Here is a 16,491-nt window from a genome sequence, read left to right as displayed (position 1 = left end):
CTGCTTAGAAAAATAGTGTCCAATTTTAAGGGTCCAGTGCACAATTTGCGACGAGGAGGCTGAGGTGATGCCCGTGGAAAGCGTCCGCCCGGAACGGAAATTAACGTTTTCACACAAATATACAAGTTTTGAAATCCTAATTCGTTGAGGTACTTCAGTAGAGCCTATTATATTCCATCCAATTCTTCCCTAACTAAATAATAAAATCCCTCCACCGCCTAAATTTTGAGTATATCCGTAGATTCGAGAGTTAAATCCGATGATTCGACAACATATCAGTACATTCACATTGCATTTCCGAAGAAATCCACACTATTTCCGCACATTCCCTACACATATCCGCAAAACGGGACTATACACCCACCCCAACAATCATAAAAAACAACCCCAACGACACAATCGGCTGTAGAAAGTGCGTTCGTATGGTATAATCGAAGATAGCTATTTTAAGGGGGCAATCTGCTTGTACGATTACATAAAAGGGCATGTCACACGTGTCACACCCGAATACATAACACTTGACCAAAACGGGGTAGGTTGGTTGATCGCTACGCCGAATCCGTACGCATTTCATAAGACAGATGAGATCCAACAAGTGTTTACCTATTTGCATGTACGCCAAGATGTGCAACTACTACTAGGTTTTAAAACTTTAGAACAACGCGAACTATTTAAAAAACTAATCACTGTATCTGGGATCGGTCCCAAAGGTGCGCTAGCCATCTTGGCAAGTGGTATTCCATCACAAGTCATTGGCGCCATCGAACGTGAAGATGAAACATTCCTCGTCCAGTTTCCAGGTGTCGGGAAAAAGACCGCTCGCCAGATGATTCTCGACTTAAAAGGGAAGTTGCATGACCTATTCACCGAGATTGATTATGAAGATGAAGAGCATTCACTTCTCACAATGGCTGAAAACGGTGCACTCGACGAAGCCTTGTTAGCGCTCGAAGCATTAGGCTATTCACAACGCGAACTAAACAAAGTCAAACCTGTAATCGAAAAAGAAGAGCTCGATACAGAAGGCTATATGAAAAAAGCCTTGCGACTACTCCTTAAACAATAATAGGGCTGATTGGCCATAGAAAGGATGGTGTACGATGGAGGATCGTGTCATATCAGGAGAAACAACAGAGTTTGACGAAGGGTTTGAACAGTCTCTTCGTCCGCAACTCCTTAACCAATACATTGGACAAGAAAAGGTCAAGGACAATCTCAGTATTTTTATCGAAGCAGCAAAAGGGCGAAGCGAAAGCCTGGATCATGTCCTCTTGTACGGACCACCAGGACTTGGTAAAACTACTTTAGCTACTGTTATCGCAAACGAAATGAATGTCAATATCCGAATGACCAGCGGCCCGGCAATAGAGCGTCCTGGGGATCTTGCAGCGGTCCTCTCTTCGCTTGAACCAGGCGATGTTTTATTCATAGATGAAATTCATAGGCTGAACCGTGCGATTGAGGAAGTGCTTTATCCTGCTATGGAAGACTTTTGTCTTGATATCGTTGTAGGGAAGGGGCCTTCCGCTCGTTCGGTCCGGCTCGACTTACCGCCGTTCACACTCATCGGTGCGACGACGCGTGCTGGCGCATTGTCTGCGCCTTTACGAGATCGTTTTGGTGTTCCTTTAAGACTTGAGTTTTATGAGGAAGAACCGTTGACAGAGATTGTTGTCAGAAGTTCATCAGTTTTTGATGTTTCAATTGACCGTGAAGCTGCGATTGAAATGGCAAAACGTTCTAGAGGTACGCCTCGAATTGCTAACCGATTACTGAGACGGGTTCGGGATTATGCACAAGTGCGCGGCGATGGTAAAATTTCACTTGCTACTGCACAGGAAGCACTTGAAATGCTACAAGTCGATGCACTCGGCTTGGATCATATCGACCATAAGCTTATCACGGGAATGATTGAGCAATTCCGCGGGGGACCTGTTGGAATTGATACGATCGCCGCGAGCATTGGTGAAGAATCTGTGACAATTGAAGATGTTTATGAACCTTATTTATTGCAAATTGGTTTCATTCAACGTACACCGCGTGGTAGAGTTGTAACAAATTATGCATATACTCATTTTGGATATGCAATTCCTGAAAAACCATAATTTATAAAATGAAGGTGGCATTACGACGTAATGAATGTAAATGACTTTGATTTTGATTTACCAGAAGAACTCATTGCACAAACACCATTAAAAGATCGTACAGCAAGTAAATTGCTCATACTTGATAAAGAAACTGGTGAGATTGAACATCGCCAGTTTTCAAGTTTTCTAGCTGAATTAAATACTGGAGATTTACTTGTCTTAAATGATACTCGTGTCCTTCCTGCACGATTAATGGGTGTCAAAGAAGACACTGGAGCAGTCATCGAAGTCCTTTTATTAAAAGAAAATGGTGTAGATGAATGGGAAACACTTGTAAAACCAGCAAAACGTATTAAAATTGGACATACGGTTACTTTTGGTGATGGTATATTGAAAGCGGAATGTACGGGTGTTCTTGAACAAGGTGGACGAATCTTTAAATTTACGTATGACGGGATTTTTCATGAGATTCTTGATAGACTAGGAACAATGCCATTACCGCCCTATATCACCGAAACCTTGGACGATAAAGAACGGTATCAAACCGTCTTTGCGAAAAATCGTGGCTCGGCAGCAGCACCCACAGCTGGTCTGCATTTTACCGAAGAATTATTAACGAAAATCCGTGACAAAGGCGTGGACATTACATTTGTAACACTCCATGTTGGACTTGGGACTTTTCGTCCAGTCAGCGTTGACACAATTGAAGACCACACAATGCATGCTGAATATTATCAGGTGACAGCAGAAACTGCCGCATCGATTAATGCAGCTAAAGCACGTGGTGGACGAGTAATCGCAGTTGGAACAACATCTGCCCGTACATTGGAAACAATTGGGTCGAAATTTGATGGGGACATCGAAGCATCTAGTGGATGGACGTCGATATTTATCTACCCGGGTTATCAATTTACAATTGTCGATGGGTTATTGACAAATTTCCATTTGCCGAAATCGACATTACTGATGCTCGTTTCAGCACTAACCTCTAGGGAACATATTCTTAAGGCTTATCATTCGGCAATTGAGGAGAACTATCGCTTTTTCAGTTTCGGCGATGCGATGTTCATCAAGCCTCCAAACAGAAAGGATTCAGATCAATGACAGCAGCAGTAACTTACGAACATATTAAAACATGTAAACAAACCGGGGCAAGACTCGGGATTGTTCATACACCTCATGGTTCCTTTGAAACACCAACATTCATGCCTGTTGGGACACAAGCGACTGTGAAAACGATGTCTCCAGAGGAATTAAAAGAAATTGGCTCTGGCATCATTTTAAGTAACACCTACCATTTATGGTTACGTCCAGGACACGACATCATAAAAGAAGCCGGTGGATTGCATAAATTTATGAATTGGGATAAACCAATCTTAACGGATTCTGGTGGTTTCCAAGTATTTTCCTTAAGTAAATTTAGAACAATTGAAGAAAGTGGAGTCCATTTTCGACATCATTTAAACGGTAGTAAATTATTTTTAAGTCCTGAAAAAGCAACAGAAATACAGAATGCGCTTGGTGCGGATATTATGATGGCATTTGATGAATGCCCGCCGTATCCTGCAACATTTGAGTATATGAAAGCCAGCGTTGAACGGACGTCGCGATGGGCAGAACGTTGTCTATCGGCGCACGAAAGACCGAATGATCAAGCATTGTTCGGAATCATTCAAGGCGGCGAATTTGAAGAACTTCGTAAACAAAGTGCTAAGGACCTGATTTCACTGGATTTTCCTGGTTATGCCATAGGCGGATTATCCGTCGGGGAATCAAAAGAAGTGATGAACGAAGTATTGGAATTTACGACACCCTTACTTCCGCAGGATAAACCGCGTTATTTAATGGGCGTCGGTTCACCGGGTTCTCTAATTGATGGTGCGATTCGCGGGATTGATATGTTTGACTGCGTCTTGCCGACACGTATTGCACGAAACGGCACATTAATGACAAGTGAAGGTAGACTTGTTGTCCGGAATGCAAAATACAAACGTGATTTTGGTCCACTTGACCCGAATTGTGATTGTCATGTCTGCAAAAATTACAGCCGCGCATACATTCATCATTTAATACGAGCTGAAGAAACATTTGGAATTCGACTAACGTCTTATCATAACTTGTACTTTCTCATAAATTTAATGGAGCAAGTACGAGATGCAATTCGCACAGATAGTCTCGGCGATTTCCGCGAAGAATTTTTTGAGCGTTACGGATTTAACAAACCTGATGCAAAAAACTTCTAAATCTTGTATAATATATCTTGTTTGAAAGGGGGATTATAATGGACACACTTTATCAGTTATTACCATTCGTAGCAATGTTCGCAATCATGTGGTTCTTTCTCATTAGACCTGCACAAAAGCGTCAAAAAGAAACAAAGTCGATGCAAAGTGCATTGAAACGAGGAGACAAAGTAATTACTATCGGTGGCATTCACGGATCAATTGATGCAGTAGACGAAACTACGGTGTACTTGAAAGTCGCAGATGGTATGACACTGCGTTTTGATAGACAAGCTGTTGGTCGCGTTACTGAACAACTTTAATTTTAAATAGCTAGACGGTTCTTGAGATGGAGTCATCCATTTCTAAGAACCGTCTTTTTATTTTTTGTATATAAGATGAATCAGTTTGGGCATCCTTTCTATCGGAGGCGGATGTCATTGAGCGATATCTTAATAATTGTTTTTCGTACATTTATTATATATATAATCATATTAGTCGTTTTACGAGTTATGGGAAAAAGAGAAGTTGGAGAACTTGGTGTCATTGATGTTGTTGTATTTATTATCATGGCTGAAGTTGGCGCACTTGCGATTGAAGATACAGATAAGAATCTTTTCCATGCAATTTTGCCCATCTTTTTACTGCTCATCATTCAATTAATTTCATCTGTTATTTCATTGAAAAGTAAAATGTTTCGTGATTTGGTGGATGGTGATCCAACTGTTATCATACGGGACGGAATTATATTGGAAGAAGAAATGAGAAAGCAACGCTATAATTTGGACGATTTGTTTCAACAGCTGAGAGAACAACAAATCGGTTCTGTACTTGAAGTCACATTTGCTTTTTTAGAACCATCGGGCAATCTTTCTGTGTTTACTAAAGAAGAAACGCAACCTGTTCTTGCATTGATAAGTGATGGAGTTATTCAAAGCCGCCACGTTGAAATCGTTGGATTGACGGAAAAACAATTAATCGACGAGTTAGCAAATCTTGGTATTAATGATATCGAACATGTTTTTTATTGTTCGAATGAGAAAGGCAAACTACAATTTCAATTAAAAGAAGAATATCAATAACTACTTCTTTTTAATAATTTTTTAAGTAATAAAAAGTCATTGAATCGCAACTGGCGCGTTAACATAAGTATAATCAGTAGAAAAAATGATGTGATGAGACATTCTGTGATGATGTCCAAATTCCCAATGGGGATGAAAATCGGACGCATAATCGCAGTCAAAATAAAGGAAATATAGGGAAGTGCGAACATGGTAAAACCAGTTGCTGTTGATCTGTTTTTACGAAGTGTTGCAATATGAAGAAAAGAAGTGATGAGGACGCCGAACCCAATCGCGAGTATTGCACCCGTTTCTTGTATGCCAGGCTGAGATGCGAGTACAAACATGACAGCGAGTTTTGCGATACCGCCGTAAACAGAATTCATCATCCCGGCCTTGGCTTCTCCTGTTGCTTGCAAAATGGAATAGAGTGGGCCTTGAATATAGTAAAAGAAAAATACGGGTGCCAACATTGCCATATAGGATCCGCCTTCTGTAATATGGAAAAGTTTTTCCGCAAGCACCTGTCCATGTAAAAAAAATACGGCCGCTGCGAAAGTACCTGTAATGGCGGATAAACGTAGGGCTAAATGGATCCGTTCACGTAATTTGTTTTTGTTTTTAGAAGCTGCAGCCCCACTTACCGCGGGCACTAATACCACAGACAATGCATAAGGGATGAATGACGGGAACAAGAGTAGCGGGATGAGCACGCCCGAAATAATCCCATATAAGGAAGTCGCAGCAATTGCAGTGATACCAGACATAGAAAGTGCGCGCAAAAATATGATGGGTTCTAAAAACCATGTAAACGTACCAAATAGCCGACTACCCGATGAAGGCAATGCGACTTCAAGAATTGGCTCGAAAGGATATCTTTTTTGTTTTTTTCCAGTTTCTTCATTTGCATTTCGTTTTCGGTATTGACGATATTTTATTAATAAATAAATGACTGATACAGCTTCAGCTAGCATTGTGATAATCATCGCATACGCTGCATTCAGTGCTGTATTATCAGGAGATAGGATGAACGGGAGCATCCAAGTAATGAGCAAAATGCGGAAAAATTGTTCAATGATTTGCGACCATGCCGTTTCCTCAATCCGTGTGATTCCTTGAAAATACCCTCTTATTAAACCGCCAATGGCCGCGACTGGTACAATCGCAATACCTGCATAAAGCGCGGAGGCAGATGCAGGATTGCCAAGAAGGGTCCCTGCTAAATAGGGAACAAATGCGATGGATGTCGGTATAAAAACAATCGCTGTTAATAGAGTCATAAAAACGGCTGTTTTCATAACAGCTGCTATTTTTTCATGCTCGCCTTTCACTTTATGTTCAGCGATGACTTTGGCAATTGCAATTGGTATCCCAAGTTGAACTAAGGATAGAAAAAAGATAAATGCGGGGTATGCAGTCATATAAATTCCAACAGATTCTTCACCCGCAATGCGCATAAATTGAATTCGATAGACAAACCCCAATAGTTTTGACATAAATACAGCGACCATTAAGACAGCTGTCCCGCGGATGAATGAAGACAAATACAACAACTCCTTCTTAATTCAAGAAATTTGCGATAAAATCGAACAAATAAATTTGTCCCTCTACAATTCTATGCTTTCGAATAATTGTTATTACATACGGAAACTAACCATTCCCAAAGATAAGTGGTATTATGAAACTATGAAATTGTAATGGGGATAGATGAATGAAAATATACGAAGTGCTAAAATCATTGAATAATAATGTCCTAATCGCCACTGACATTAACAGAAATGAAGTTGTGTTAATCGGAATAGGCATTGGATTTGGAAAGAAGCCAGGTGATTCGATCACTTCCGAAAATGTCGAGAAAATGTTTGTGCTAAATGACCCTGAAAAACAAGCGCAATATAAACAATTACTTTCGACGATCGATGAAGTAACGATGAAAACGCTAATTTCAGTCGCGGAAGTCATTCGTGAAAGAGCGGGAATGCCATTGAACGAAAACATTCACGTCGTGCTTACCGACCATCTAGCTTTTGCGATTACTCGTATGAAACAAGGGATCATGATTCGGAATCCTTTTCTCTTAGAAACGAAAGCGCTCTATCCAGATGAATATCGAATTGCAGAAGAAGTAACCGAAATGGTCAATGAAAAACTACAAATTGACTTACCAGAAGGCGAAGTTGGTTTTATCGCTTTACACATTCACAGTGCAATAGAAAATAAAAATGTGGGTGAGTTGGCGGCGTATTCAGAGTTAATCGTGAAACTGATTGGTGTTATAGAGGAACAATTCTCATTAGAAATTGATAGAAATAGTATCGATTACACACGCTTAATCCGCCACTTACGTTTTGCAATTGAACGAATGGTCCGTGGAGAGAAAGTGAATGAACCAAAGGCGATTACGCATGTGCTTAAAACAGAATATCCGTTATGCTATAATCTCGCTTGGAAATTAATAAAAATTATGCAACAAACTTTACAAGTAGACATTTATGAAGGTGAAGCTGTTTACCTTTCGCTTCATCTACAACGCTTGCATGCAAAGAAACAGTTATAAAGGTATTGAACTTGCAAAATCATTATGCTACAATACATTTATAAATGCATTAGTTTTTTCACAGCAATACTATAATAATCTATCTAGATACGTGTAACTGATCCGATCAGGCATGAGTAAAAGGATGATTGAATTGGAGTTTTAGGGTAACCTAAAGCATCTTTCAATTTCTTTTTCTCATGCCTTTTTTTATTGGATGAAAAATCTAATGACTTTGAAATTAGGAGGAATATAAAAGTGTTTAAAAAATCATTTGGGGTTTTGCAAAAAGTAGGGCAAGCGTTAATGCTTCCAGTTGCATTGTTACCTGCGGCAGGATTACTGCTGGGAATTGGTAATGCTGCACAACAAGAAACAATGCTGAATTTCATGCCGTTTTTGTCAGCAGATTGGATTCAGTTGACAGCCATGGTGATGGAAGATGCAGGCGGAATCATATTTGGAAATTTACCGCTTATTTTTGCGGTGGGTGTCGCCATTGGTCTTGCAAAGGACGGGGCTGCAGCATTAGCAGCACTTGTTGGGTATTTGGTATTAAATCAAGTGATGAGTTCTTGGTTAGGCATCACGCCAGATATGTTAGCGAATGACCCTAGTTATGCTTTAGTGTTCGGAATTCCAACATTACAGACGGGTGTGTTCGGCGGGATTCTCGTCGGATTGATCGCTGCTTTTAGTTATAATAAGTTCCATGCTATTGAAATGCCGTCTTTCCTTGGTTTTTTTGCAGGAAAACGATTTGTTCCAATCGCAACAGCAGGTTTTGCGTTTATAGCAGGATTGGCGCTGCTTATAATTTGGCCACCAATTCAAACGGGCATGAACATTGCGTCTTTATGGTTATTAGAAGAAGGAACATATATTGCCGTGTTTTTCTTCGGGTTCATTAAACGTCTCTTAATCCCGTTCGGTCTACACCATATCTTCCATGCACCATTTTGGTATGAATTTGGATCGTATACGACAGCGGCAGGCTCAGTTGTTCGCGGTGATATGACAATCTTCTTTGCCCAATTAAAAGACGGCGTTAAACTAACTGCCGGAAACTTTATGGGTGGAGAGTTTCCAATTATGATGTTCGGTTTACCGGCTGCTGCGTTAGCGATGTATCATGCAGCGCGTCCTGAAAGAAAGAAACTAGTCGCTGGACTTTTGGGTTCAGGTGCTCTGACGTCATTTTTAACAGGGATTACAGAACCACTTGAGTTCTCGTTTTTATTCTTATCACCGATTTTGTTCTTCATTCACGCGGTGTTAGATGGGTTATCATTTGTCTTAATGACATTTTTCCAAGTACATGTCGGTTATACGTTCTCCGGGGGTGCGATTGACTTCTTCCTCTTTGGAATTTTACCGGGTAGGGAAGCTTGGTGGATTGTAATCGCTCTAGGTCTAGTCTTTGCGGTTATCTATTACTTCTTATTCCGCTTCATGATTAGTAAGTTCAATCTTATGACACCAGGTCGTGAAAAAGGTGACGAAGACGAGGAAGACAGTAAACAAGCAGGTGCAACAAGCGATCTTCCTTACGATATTCTTAAAGCAATGGGCGGACAAGAAAATATTACAAATTTAGATGCTTGTATTACGCGCCTCCGTGTTTCTGTAAAAGATGTTAAAGTTGTTGACAAAAAAGAATTGCAAAAACTAGGTGCAGCAGGTGTGTTAGAAGTTGGAAATAATATTCAAGCCATTTTCGGTCCACGTTCCGAAATTATTAAAGGGCAAATTCAAGATGTTGTCAGTGGAAAACGTCCACGAGCTGAAGTGATTGCCGAACCATCAACAACCGAAGCACCGATTCTTGACGCATCAGATTTATTCGTATCACCAATTAAAGGAGAAGTTAAACCGTTATCTGAAGTTCCAGACGCAGTATTCTCCGGTAAAATGATGGGTGACGGCTTTGCAATTTTGCCAACTGACGGGAAAATCGTATCTCCTGTTAACGGAAAAGTTGTCAGCTTGTTCCCAACTAAGCACGCAATCGGCATCCTTTCCGATTCAGGTAGAGAAATACTAATCCATGTTGGCATTGATACTGTGAAGTTAGAAGGAAAGGGTTTCGAAGCGTTCGTATCTCAAGATGATCGTATCGAAATCGGCCAAACTTTATTACAGGTTGATCTTGATTATATTAAAGAACATGCAACATCCATTATTACACCAATCATCTTCACGAACTTATTTGACGGAGAAGTGATTGATATTAATAAAATGGATTCTGTAGATCATCAAGAAAAAGATATCATTACAATTAAGAAGTAAATCGTTTAAAAAAACAAGCTGTCTTTAGTCGTTCAGGATTGACTAAGAGACAGTTTGTTTTTGATTTGTTATTTTTTGAAAATTAAATGTCACATTATGCCTAGTTTTTGGTATACTGAGCATAGCGGATAAGCACGTACATAAGACTGTAAGAGAAAGGATTGGGAAGATGAGTACAGAACATGGTCCTATATACACGAAAATGCTTCCTGCACTTCAAAGTAAGCGGAACGAATTCCATTTGTACGGCTATACAACTGTAACTGTAGAAGATATATGGATATATTGTGTACGTAAATTATGGCGTAAGAAAAATGTGAATGAAATGAGAAGTTATCAAGTGACTGATGATATCTTAAAGATTTTACCCGCCGCTTTCATGACGTACACACAAATTGAAGCCCAACGTAATTCAGACTGGTTTTCAGAAATAAACAGTGCTGATTTGCAAATTCTTCTAAATCCAAAAAAAGATGCTGAAAATGAATCATGATAAATGTCTATGTCTAATTGACACATAGAGACCAGTGTTTCATAATAAGGTTATTGTGTTTTCGAGTGAGTACTATTAAAAAAAGTTGTACCACTCATCAGAATGAGGGGGAATTTCAAGTATGAAAACTAGAGGACGGATAGTATCGTTTTTACTCCTACTCGTCATTTTTGCCGCGACGATAGGAACGACAGCAAATCCGATTTTAAAAGATGTGAAACTTGGTCTTGATTTACAAGGTGGGTTTGAAGTTCTATACGAAGTCCAATCGCTTAAAGACAAAGACCAGACAATTACAGAAGCTATGGTAACCGATACTGCCGGTGCATTAGGGAAGCGTATTGATGTGCTCGGAGTCAGTGAACCGAATATTCAAGTCGAATCGAATAATCGAATACGTGTACAGCTAGCTGGTGTGGAGGATCAAGAGTCAGCGAGAGAGCTACTCTCAACACAGGCGAACCTAACATTTAGAGACGCAGATGATAATCTACTTCTCGATGGAAGTGATTTAAAAGAAGGGAAAGCACAACCAAGTTTTGGGGAGCTGGGACAACCTGTCGTTTCTCTTGAAATGGAAGATCCAAATAAATTCGGAGAAATTACAACTGAGCTAGCAAAGTTAAAATCTCAAAACAAAAATGTCATGGTCATTTGGCTTGATTTTGAAGAAGGCGTCGATTCTTATCAAGAAGAAATCATGAAGCCAGATCCAACTTTTGTATCTGCACCAAGAGTTGATAAGCCTATTCATTCATCCAGTGTTCAAATATCTGGATCACCGTTTAGTGTGCAGGAAACAAAGGAACTTGCTGGTATTTTAAATGCTGGAGCGTTACCTGTTCATCTTGAAGAGATCTATTCTACTTCAGTTGGTGCACAGTTTGGAGAACAAGCACTAAATAAAACAGTGACAGCCGGAATTATTGGGGTCGCATTAATCTTTATTTTCATGATCCTTTATTACCGTTTACCTGGTCTTATCGCGGTCATCACTTTATCTGTTTATATTTACCTGATTCTAGTCGTATTCACCGCGATTAACGGCGTACTAACGCTTCCGGGGATTGCAGCATTAATGCTTGGGGTCGGTATGGCAGTCGATGCGAATATATTAACATATGAACGAATTCGTGAGGAATTACGTGTTGGAAAATCGGTTAAAGAATCTTTCCAAGCAGGTGCGAAACAAGCATTTACTGCCATTCTTGACGCGAACCTAACAACGATTATTGCTGCAGTCGTCCTCTTTATTTTCGGGACAAGTTCTGTTCAAGGTTTTGCGATGATCCTTATCATCAGTATTCTTGTGAGCTTCTTAACAGCTGTTTGGGGTTCTAGATTACTACTAGGATTACTTGTAAACAGTGGTCTCCTTGACAACAAGCCAGGATTGTTCGGTATTCGAAAAAGCAGAATTCACGCACCAGAAGAGCAAGTCGAAACATTAGAGTTGTCGACGAAATTTGATCGTTTCAATTTTGTAGAGTCAAGAAAGACATTTTATACGTTATCGATTCTACTCCTCATTGCAGGAGCGATTATGCTTTCAGTGTTTAAGCTAAATCTCGGCATTGACTTTTCAAGTGGTACACGTGTTGAAGTTCTTAGCAGTGAAGCCTTATCACAAGAAGAGTTTTCAAATCAGTTAGAAGAGCTTGGTTATCCATCTAGCGACATTGTCATTTCGGGAGATAATAGCGATATTGGTGTCGCACGATATGTAGATGAATTCAAGCAAGAAGAAGTTAATGGATTAAAGGCTGAGCTCTCTGAGATTTACGGTTCAGAACCAAATATATCAACGGTTTCTTCAACTGTGGGAAAAGAGCTTGCAAAAAATGCGCTTTATGCACTTCTTTTTGCGGGGTTAGGTATTCTACTATACGTCGCGCTTCGTTTTGAATGGCGTATGGGATTATCGACAATCATTGGACTTGTCCATGATGTATTCTTTATGCTAGCGATATTTAGTATTTTGCGACTTGAAGTCGATATTACATTCATCGCAGCGGTCTTGACGATTGTCGGTTATTCCATTAACGATACGATTGTAACGTTTGACCGGATTAGGGAGAACCTAGTCACTCGCGGGACGATTAAGGATGTTACAGAACTTGCGGAAATCGTCAATAAATCTCTACGTCAGACACTTGGTCGTTCTGTAAACACTGTCCTGACAGTTGTATTTGTTGTCGTAGCACTTATGCTACTCGGTGCAGAATCCATCCGTCCGTTCTCGATAGCTCTTCTTATCGGTTTACTTGCGGGAACTTATTCATCGATTTTCATTTCAGCTCAAATATGGTTTGATTTAAAGAAACGTGAAATGAATAAAAAAGGTAAAATTGAAGGAAATAAAGAGAAAAAACAATGGGGATCGGATGAGCCTGTTGTCTAAATAGTTTCGTAATGAATCGAAACGGGGTATACTCATGTATATCCTGTTTTTCTTATTCGAAAGGGGGAATTTTATGAAATTTCAATGGACATGGCTTATTGGTCTTTTATTTGCTATTATAATTGCAGTTTTTTCAGTGCTAAATGTCGATGCTGTTCCTGTAAACTATGCTTTTGGCACTGCAGAATGGCCACTCGTACTGGTTATTTTATGTTCAGCATTACTAGGTGCGGCGATAAGTGGTATCGTTGCGATGGTCCGGTCTGTGGTCACAAATCACCGCGTGAAAGAATTAATGAAAGAAATTAACGGAAAAGAATTGACGATTGCTGCTCAACAGAACCAAATTATGGAGTTACAAAAACTGGTCGGCCCAATCGAACCAGAGAAAAACGAAGAGAAACACTTAAGCTAATCATTGAAAGAGTACAGCACTCGCTAATTCGCGGGGCTGTATTTTTTGATTAAGTAATTCTGTAACCAAAAAATTACTCTCAGACTCTCACATCCGTTATAATAGAGTTGAGGATGTGAACGTGTTGATTGAATCAAAAAATAAATGGACGATTGAACGTCCAGATGAAACAATTGTAAATCAATTATCAACAGCTTTAGCGATTCCTACAGTGCACGCAAAAATACTTGCTTCGAGAGGAATTACAGATCCAGAAGAGGCAAAGTTATTTTTACATATGGATGAATCATCTATTCACGACCCATTTTTATTGAATGATATGGAAAAGGCTGTTGAGATTTTAAAACAAGCAATTCAACATAACGAAAAAATAGCCATTTATGGTGATTATGATGCGGACGGTGTAACAAGTATTGCTGTTTTATCGACTGCGCTAGAAAAACTTGGTGCTGATGTGTTTTTTGTGATCCCAAATCGATTTGAACATGGATATGGGCCGCATAAGGACCTATTCCAAGATATCTACCAACAAGGTGCTTCAGTAATCGTTACGGTTGATAATGGTGTGTCTGGTATTGATGAAGTTGCTTTCGCGAAAACGCTCGGTATGAAAGTGATTATTACAGACCATCACGAAGTAGGAGAAACTTGGCCAGAAGCTGATGCAATTATTCATCCGCGTCATCCAAATGGACATTATCCATTTCCAGATTTAGCTGGCGTAGGTGTTGCATTTAAACTTGCGAGCGCACTACTCGATGAGATTCCTGTGGATTTACTTGAATTTGTTGCCATTGGAACTGTAGCCGACCTTGTCCCACTTAGAGGAGAAAATAGGTATTTTGTAAAAGAAGGCATTAGACGTCTTCGTACTTCTAAACGTCCCGCATTTCAAGCACTCACAAAATTAGCTGGCACGGAACAATCCAAAATAACAGAAGAAACGATTGGTTTTATGATTGGACCGCGTCTTAACGCAGTTGGACGATTGGGAAATGCTTCGCCTGCTGTTGATTTATTAAAAACGACTGATGTGCAGGTTGCAAATGGTCTTGCTGAGCAATTAAATGATTTAAATAAAGAACGACAGGCACTGGTAGCTAATATTACAAAAGAAGCGGAAGCTATGATCGAGGAAATGTATGGTGATCAAATTCCGAAAGTATTTGTATTAGCCAAAGAAAATTGGAATTCAGGTGTTGTAGGGATTGTTGCATCCCGTTTAACCGATAAATACTATCGACCTTCGATTCTATTATCCATTGACTCTGAGGCTGCTATTGCAAAAGGATCGGCAAGAAGTATAGAAGGTTATAATATGTACGCTGAACTGAGTGAAAATGCTGATATTCTAGCAGGATTTGGTGGACATCCGATGGCAGCGGGAATGACCATAAATCTTGAAAATTTATCTTTATTACGTGAAAACTTGAATCGTCAAGCAGATCTGATATTGAGTGAAGATCAACTGATTCCCAAACTTTCCATTGATGTTCCGTTAAGTCTCGATGAAATCGATGTGAAGACGCTTGAAAAACTCGAGTTGCTACGACCATTTGGTATGGGGTTTGAAAAGCCAACCTACTTATTTGAAAATTTAATTGCCAGCTCGGTTCGGAAAATCGGGGCAGCAAAAAACCATATGAAGCTTGACTTAACAGATGGTAGCTCATCACTCGATGCTATTGGTTTCGGATTTGGCGACATAGCCGATCAAATTACACCGAATGTAAAGTTATCTGTCGTTGGAGATCTAGAAGTAAATGAATGGAATGGCAATAAAAAACCGCAATTGCTCGTTCGAGATATTTTATCTGATGAATGGCAGTTATTCGATCTGAGAGGGATTCGTGAGGCGTCTAGGTGGCTACATACGATTCCTTTGGTCAATACTTCATTTATCGCATTCCAACAAACAACAATTGACCAATTCCGTCCTATGATGAACGGACATAAAATAGAACTTTATGGTGAAGTAATGGCATCAAGTGCCGCGAATATTGTTTTATTGGATATCCCGAAAAATGTTTCCGTATTAGAAGAAGTGGTTAAAGATTATGTTCCTGAACGGATATATGCACATTTTCATGTTCATGAATCCCGCTACTTTAATGGGTTACCGAGTCGTGAGCAATTTGGCTGGTATTATAGTTTTATAAAAAGCCGGGGAACTTTTGATTTTATACAAAACGGAGAAAAGCTCGCAAAACATAAAGGCTGGCGAATAGATTCAGTAAAATTTATGTCAAAGGTGTTTTCTGAGCTCAAATTTGTTACTATTAAGGATGGAATAATATCCACGGTAGAAACAACAGAAAAACGTGATTTACAAGAAGCACCAGCCTATCAAGAAAGAAAAAATCAAATGCAACTCGAAGAACGTTTGCTTTATGCACCTTATGTGGAATTGAAATTATGGTTCGATACAATACGTAGCGGCTCAAATGTCGGGGAGGAACACGAACAATGAATTTAAAAGATTATGTAACAGTTGTGCCAAACTATCCTAAAGAAGGAATTAGTTTTAAAGATATCACAACAATAATGGATAATGGGACGGCTTATAAATTCGCTACAGACGAAATTGTAAAGTTTGCCAAAGAAGTGGAAACAGATATTATTGTAGGACCAGAAGCACGCGGATTCATCATTGGTTGTCCAGTTGCCTATGCACTTGAAATTGGATTTGCACCTGTGAGAAAACCTGGTAAATTACCCCGTGAAACGATAAGTGTCAATTATGAATTGGAATACGGTACAGATACATTAACTATCCACAGCGATGCGATTAAACCTGGTCAACGGGTACTAATCGTTGATGATTTACTCGCTACTGGCGGTACGATTGGCGCAACGATAGAACTTGTTGAAAAACTTGGCGGTGTTGTAGCTGGTTGTGCATTTTTGATCGAATTATCATACTTAAATGGACGTGAAAAACTTTCTGGTTATGATATGCGCGCATTAATGACTTACTAAATAGAGGT

At 39.7% G+C, this 16,491-nt stretch carries 14 protein-coding genes; 13 read left to right on the top strand and 1 reads right to left on the bottom strand.

Annotation, left to right across the window (positions count from 1 at the left end; translation table 11 throughout):
• Positions 1-463 precede the first annotated feature (463 nt).
• The 6 genes from ruvA to AC25Y1_RS18800 all read left to right on the top strand — a co-directional run bounded on the left by ruvA (position 464) and on the right by AC25Y1_RS18800 (position 5,391).
• Positions 464-1,066: a Holliday junction branch migration protein RuvA gene (gene ruvA / locus AC25Y1_RS18825; protein ID WP_488149550.1), complete on the top strand. Its 603-nt coding sequence runs from the start codon at positions 464-466 to the stop codon at positions 1,064-1,066.
• A gap of 34 nt (positions 1,067-1,100) precedes the next feature.
• Complete coding sequence (gene ruvB, locus AC25Y1_RS18820; protein ID WP_488149549.1) at positions 1,101-2,105, top strand: Holliday junction branch migration DNA helicase RuvB; 1,005 nt, start codon at positions 1,101-1,103, stop codon at positions 2,103-2,105.
• Between the two features lie 30 nt (positions 2,106-2,135).
• Positions 2,136-3,191, top strand: coding sequence for a tRNA preQ1(34) S-adenosylmethionine ribosyltransferase-isomerase QueA (queA, locus tag AC25Y1_RS18815; RefSeq protein ID WP_488149548.1), 1,056 nt, complete (start codon positions 2,136-2,138; stop codon positions 3,189-3,191).
• Complete coding sequence (gene tgt, locus AC25Y1_RS18810) at positions 3,188-4,330, top strand: tRNA guanosine(34) transglycosylase Tgt (RefSeq protein ID WP_488149547.1); 1,143 nt, start codon at positions 3,188-3,190, stop codon at positions 4,328-4,330. Before queA ends, tgt begins: the two co-directional genes overlap by 4 nt.
• Before the next feature lie 38 nt (positions 4,331-4,368).
• The gene (gene yajC, locus AC25Y1_RS18805; RefSeq protein WP_488149546.1) at positions 4,369-4,632 is read left to right on the top strand and encodes a preprotein translocase subunit YajC; all 264 of its coding nucleotides are present in this window, start codon (positions 4,369-4,371) and stop codon (positions 4,630-4,632) included.
• Positions 4,633-4,749: 117 nt separating this feature from the next.
• Complete coding sequence (locus tag AC25Y1_RS18800) at positions 4,750-5,391, top strand: DUF421 domain-containing protein (protein WP_488149545.1); 642 nt, start codon at positions 4,750-4,752, stop codon at positions 5,389-5,391.
• Here the strand turns inward: AC25Y1_RS18800 and AC25Y1_RS18795 are convergent.
• Positions 5,385-6,914, bottom strand: coding sequence for a putative polysaccharide biosynthesis protein (locus AC25Y1_RS18795; RefSeq protein WP_488149544.1), 1,530 nt, complete (start codon positions 6,912-6,914; stop codon positions 5,385-5,387). The two genes, AC25Y1_RS18800 and AC25Y1_RS18795, sit on opposite strands and share 7 nt — an antisense overlap.
• Before the next feature lie 167 nt (positions 6,915-7,081).
• Here AC25Y1_RS18795 and glcT point away from each other — a divergent pair, with 167 nt between their 5' ends.
• The 7 genes from glcT (at position 7,082) to AC25Y1_RS18760 (ending at position 16,483) form a co-directional block, all read left to right on the top strand.
• Positions 7,082-7,927, top strand: coding sequence for a glucose PTS transporter transcription antiterminator GlcT (glcT, locus tag AC25Y1_RS18790; RefSeq protein ID WP_488149543.1), 846 nt, complete (start codon positions 7,082-7,084; stop codon positions 7,925-7,927).
• 237 nt (positions 7,928-8,164) lie between these two features.
• Positions 8,165-10,195, top strand: a complete 2,031-nt coding sequence (ptsG, locus tag AC25Y1_RS18785) for a glucose-specific PTS transporter subunit IIBC (protein ID WP_488149542.1) — start codon at positions 8,165-8,167, stop codon at positions 10,193-10,195.
• 169 nt (positions 10,196-10,364) lie between these two features.
• On the top strand, positions 10,365-10,688 hold the full coding sequence (locus AC25Y1_RS18780) for a post-transcriptional regulator (RefSeq protein ID WP_488149541.1): 324 nt from the start codon (positions 10,365-10,367) through the stop codon (positions 10,686-10,688).
• A gap of 121 nt (positions 10,689-10,809) precedes the next feature.
• On the top strand, positions 10,810-13,089 hold the full coding sequence (gene secDF, locus AC25Y1_RS18775; protein WP_488149540.1) for a protein translocase subunit SecDF: 2,280 nt from the start codon (positions 10,810-10,812) through the stop codon (positions 13,087-13,089).
• 73 nt (positions 13,090-13,162) lie between these two features.
• On the top strand, positions 13,163-13,504 hold the full coding sequence (locus AC25Y1_RS18770) for a LapA family protein (RefSeq protein WP_488149539.1): 342 nt from the start codon (positions 13,163-13,165) through the stop codon (positions 13,502-13,504).
• A gap of 121 nt (positions 13,505-13,625) precedes the next feature.
• Positions 13,626-15,974 carry a single-stranded-DNA-specific exonuclease RecJ gene (gene recJ / locus AC25Y1_RS18765; RefSeq protein ID WP_488149538.1) on the top strand — a complete coding sequence of 783 codons (2,349 nt, stop codon included), beginning with the start codon at positions 13,626-13,628 and terminating at the stop codon, positions 15,972-15,974.
• Positions 15,971-16,483, top strand: a complete 513-nt coding sequence (locus tag AC25Y1_RS18760; RefSeq protein WP_488149537.1) for an adenine phosphoribosyltransferase — start codon at positions 15,971-15,973, stop codon at positions 16,481-16,483. The genes recJ and AC25Y1_RS18760 overlap by 4 nt, the downstream gene beginning before the upstream one ends.
• The last annotated feature ends 8 nt before the right edge of the window (positions 16,484-16,491 follow it).

The sequence above is a fragment of the Sporosarcina sp. Y1009 genome, assembly GCF_057669865.1.
This window is presented reverse-complemented; position numbering and strand designations above follow the sequence as displayed.

Bases quoted from the DNA above. Each gene is read 5' to 3' on its own strand.
- ruvB (WP_488149549.1), top strand. From the start codon at position 1,101: ATGGAGGATCGTGTCATATCAGGAGAAACAACAGAGTTTGACGAAGGG.
- queA (WP_488149548.1), top strand. From the start codon at position 2,136: ATGAATGTAAATGACTTTGATTTTGATTTACCAGAAGAACTCATTGCA.
- tgt (WP_488149547.1), top strand. From the start codon at position 3,188: ATGACAGCAGCAGTAACTTACGAACATATTAAAACATGTAAACAAACC.
- yajC (WP_488149546.1), top strand. From the start codon at position 4,369: ATGGACACACTTTATCAGTTATTACCATTCGTAGCAATGTTCGCAATC.
- glcT (WP_488149543.1), top strand. From the start codon at position 7,082: ATGAAAATATACGAAGTGCTAAAATCATTGAATAATAATGTCCTAATC.
- AC25Y1_RS18780 (WP_488149541.1), top strand. From the start codon at position 10,365: ATGAGTACAGAACATGGTCCTATATACACGAAAATGCTTCCTGCACTT.
- secDF (WP_488149540.1), top strand. From the start codon at position 10,810: ATGAAAACTAGAGGACGGATAGTATCGTTTTTACTCCTACTCGTCATT.
- AC25Y1_RS18770 (WP_488149539.1), top strand. From the start codon at position 13,163: ATGAAATTTCAATGGACATGGCTTATTGGTCTTTTATTTGCTATTATA.
- AC25Y1_RS18760 (WP_488149537.1), top strand. From the start codon at position 15,971: ATGAATTTAAAAGATTATGTAACAGTTGTGCCAAACTATCCTAAAGAA.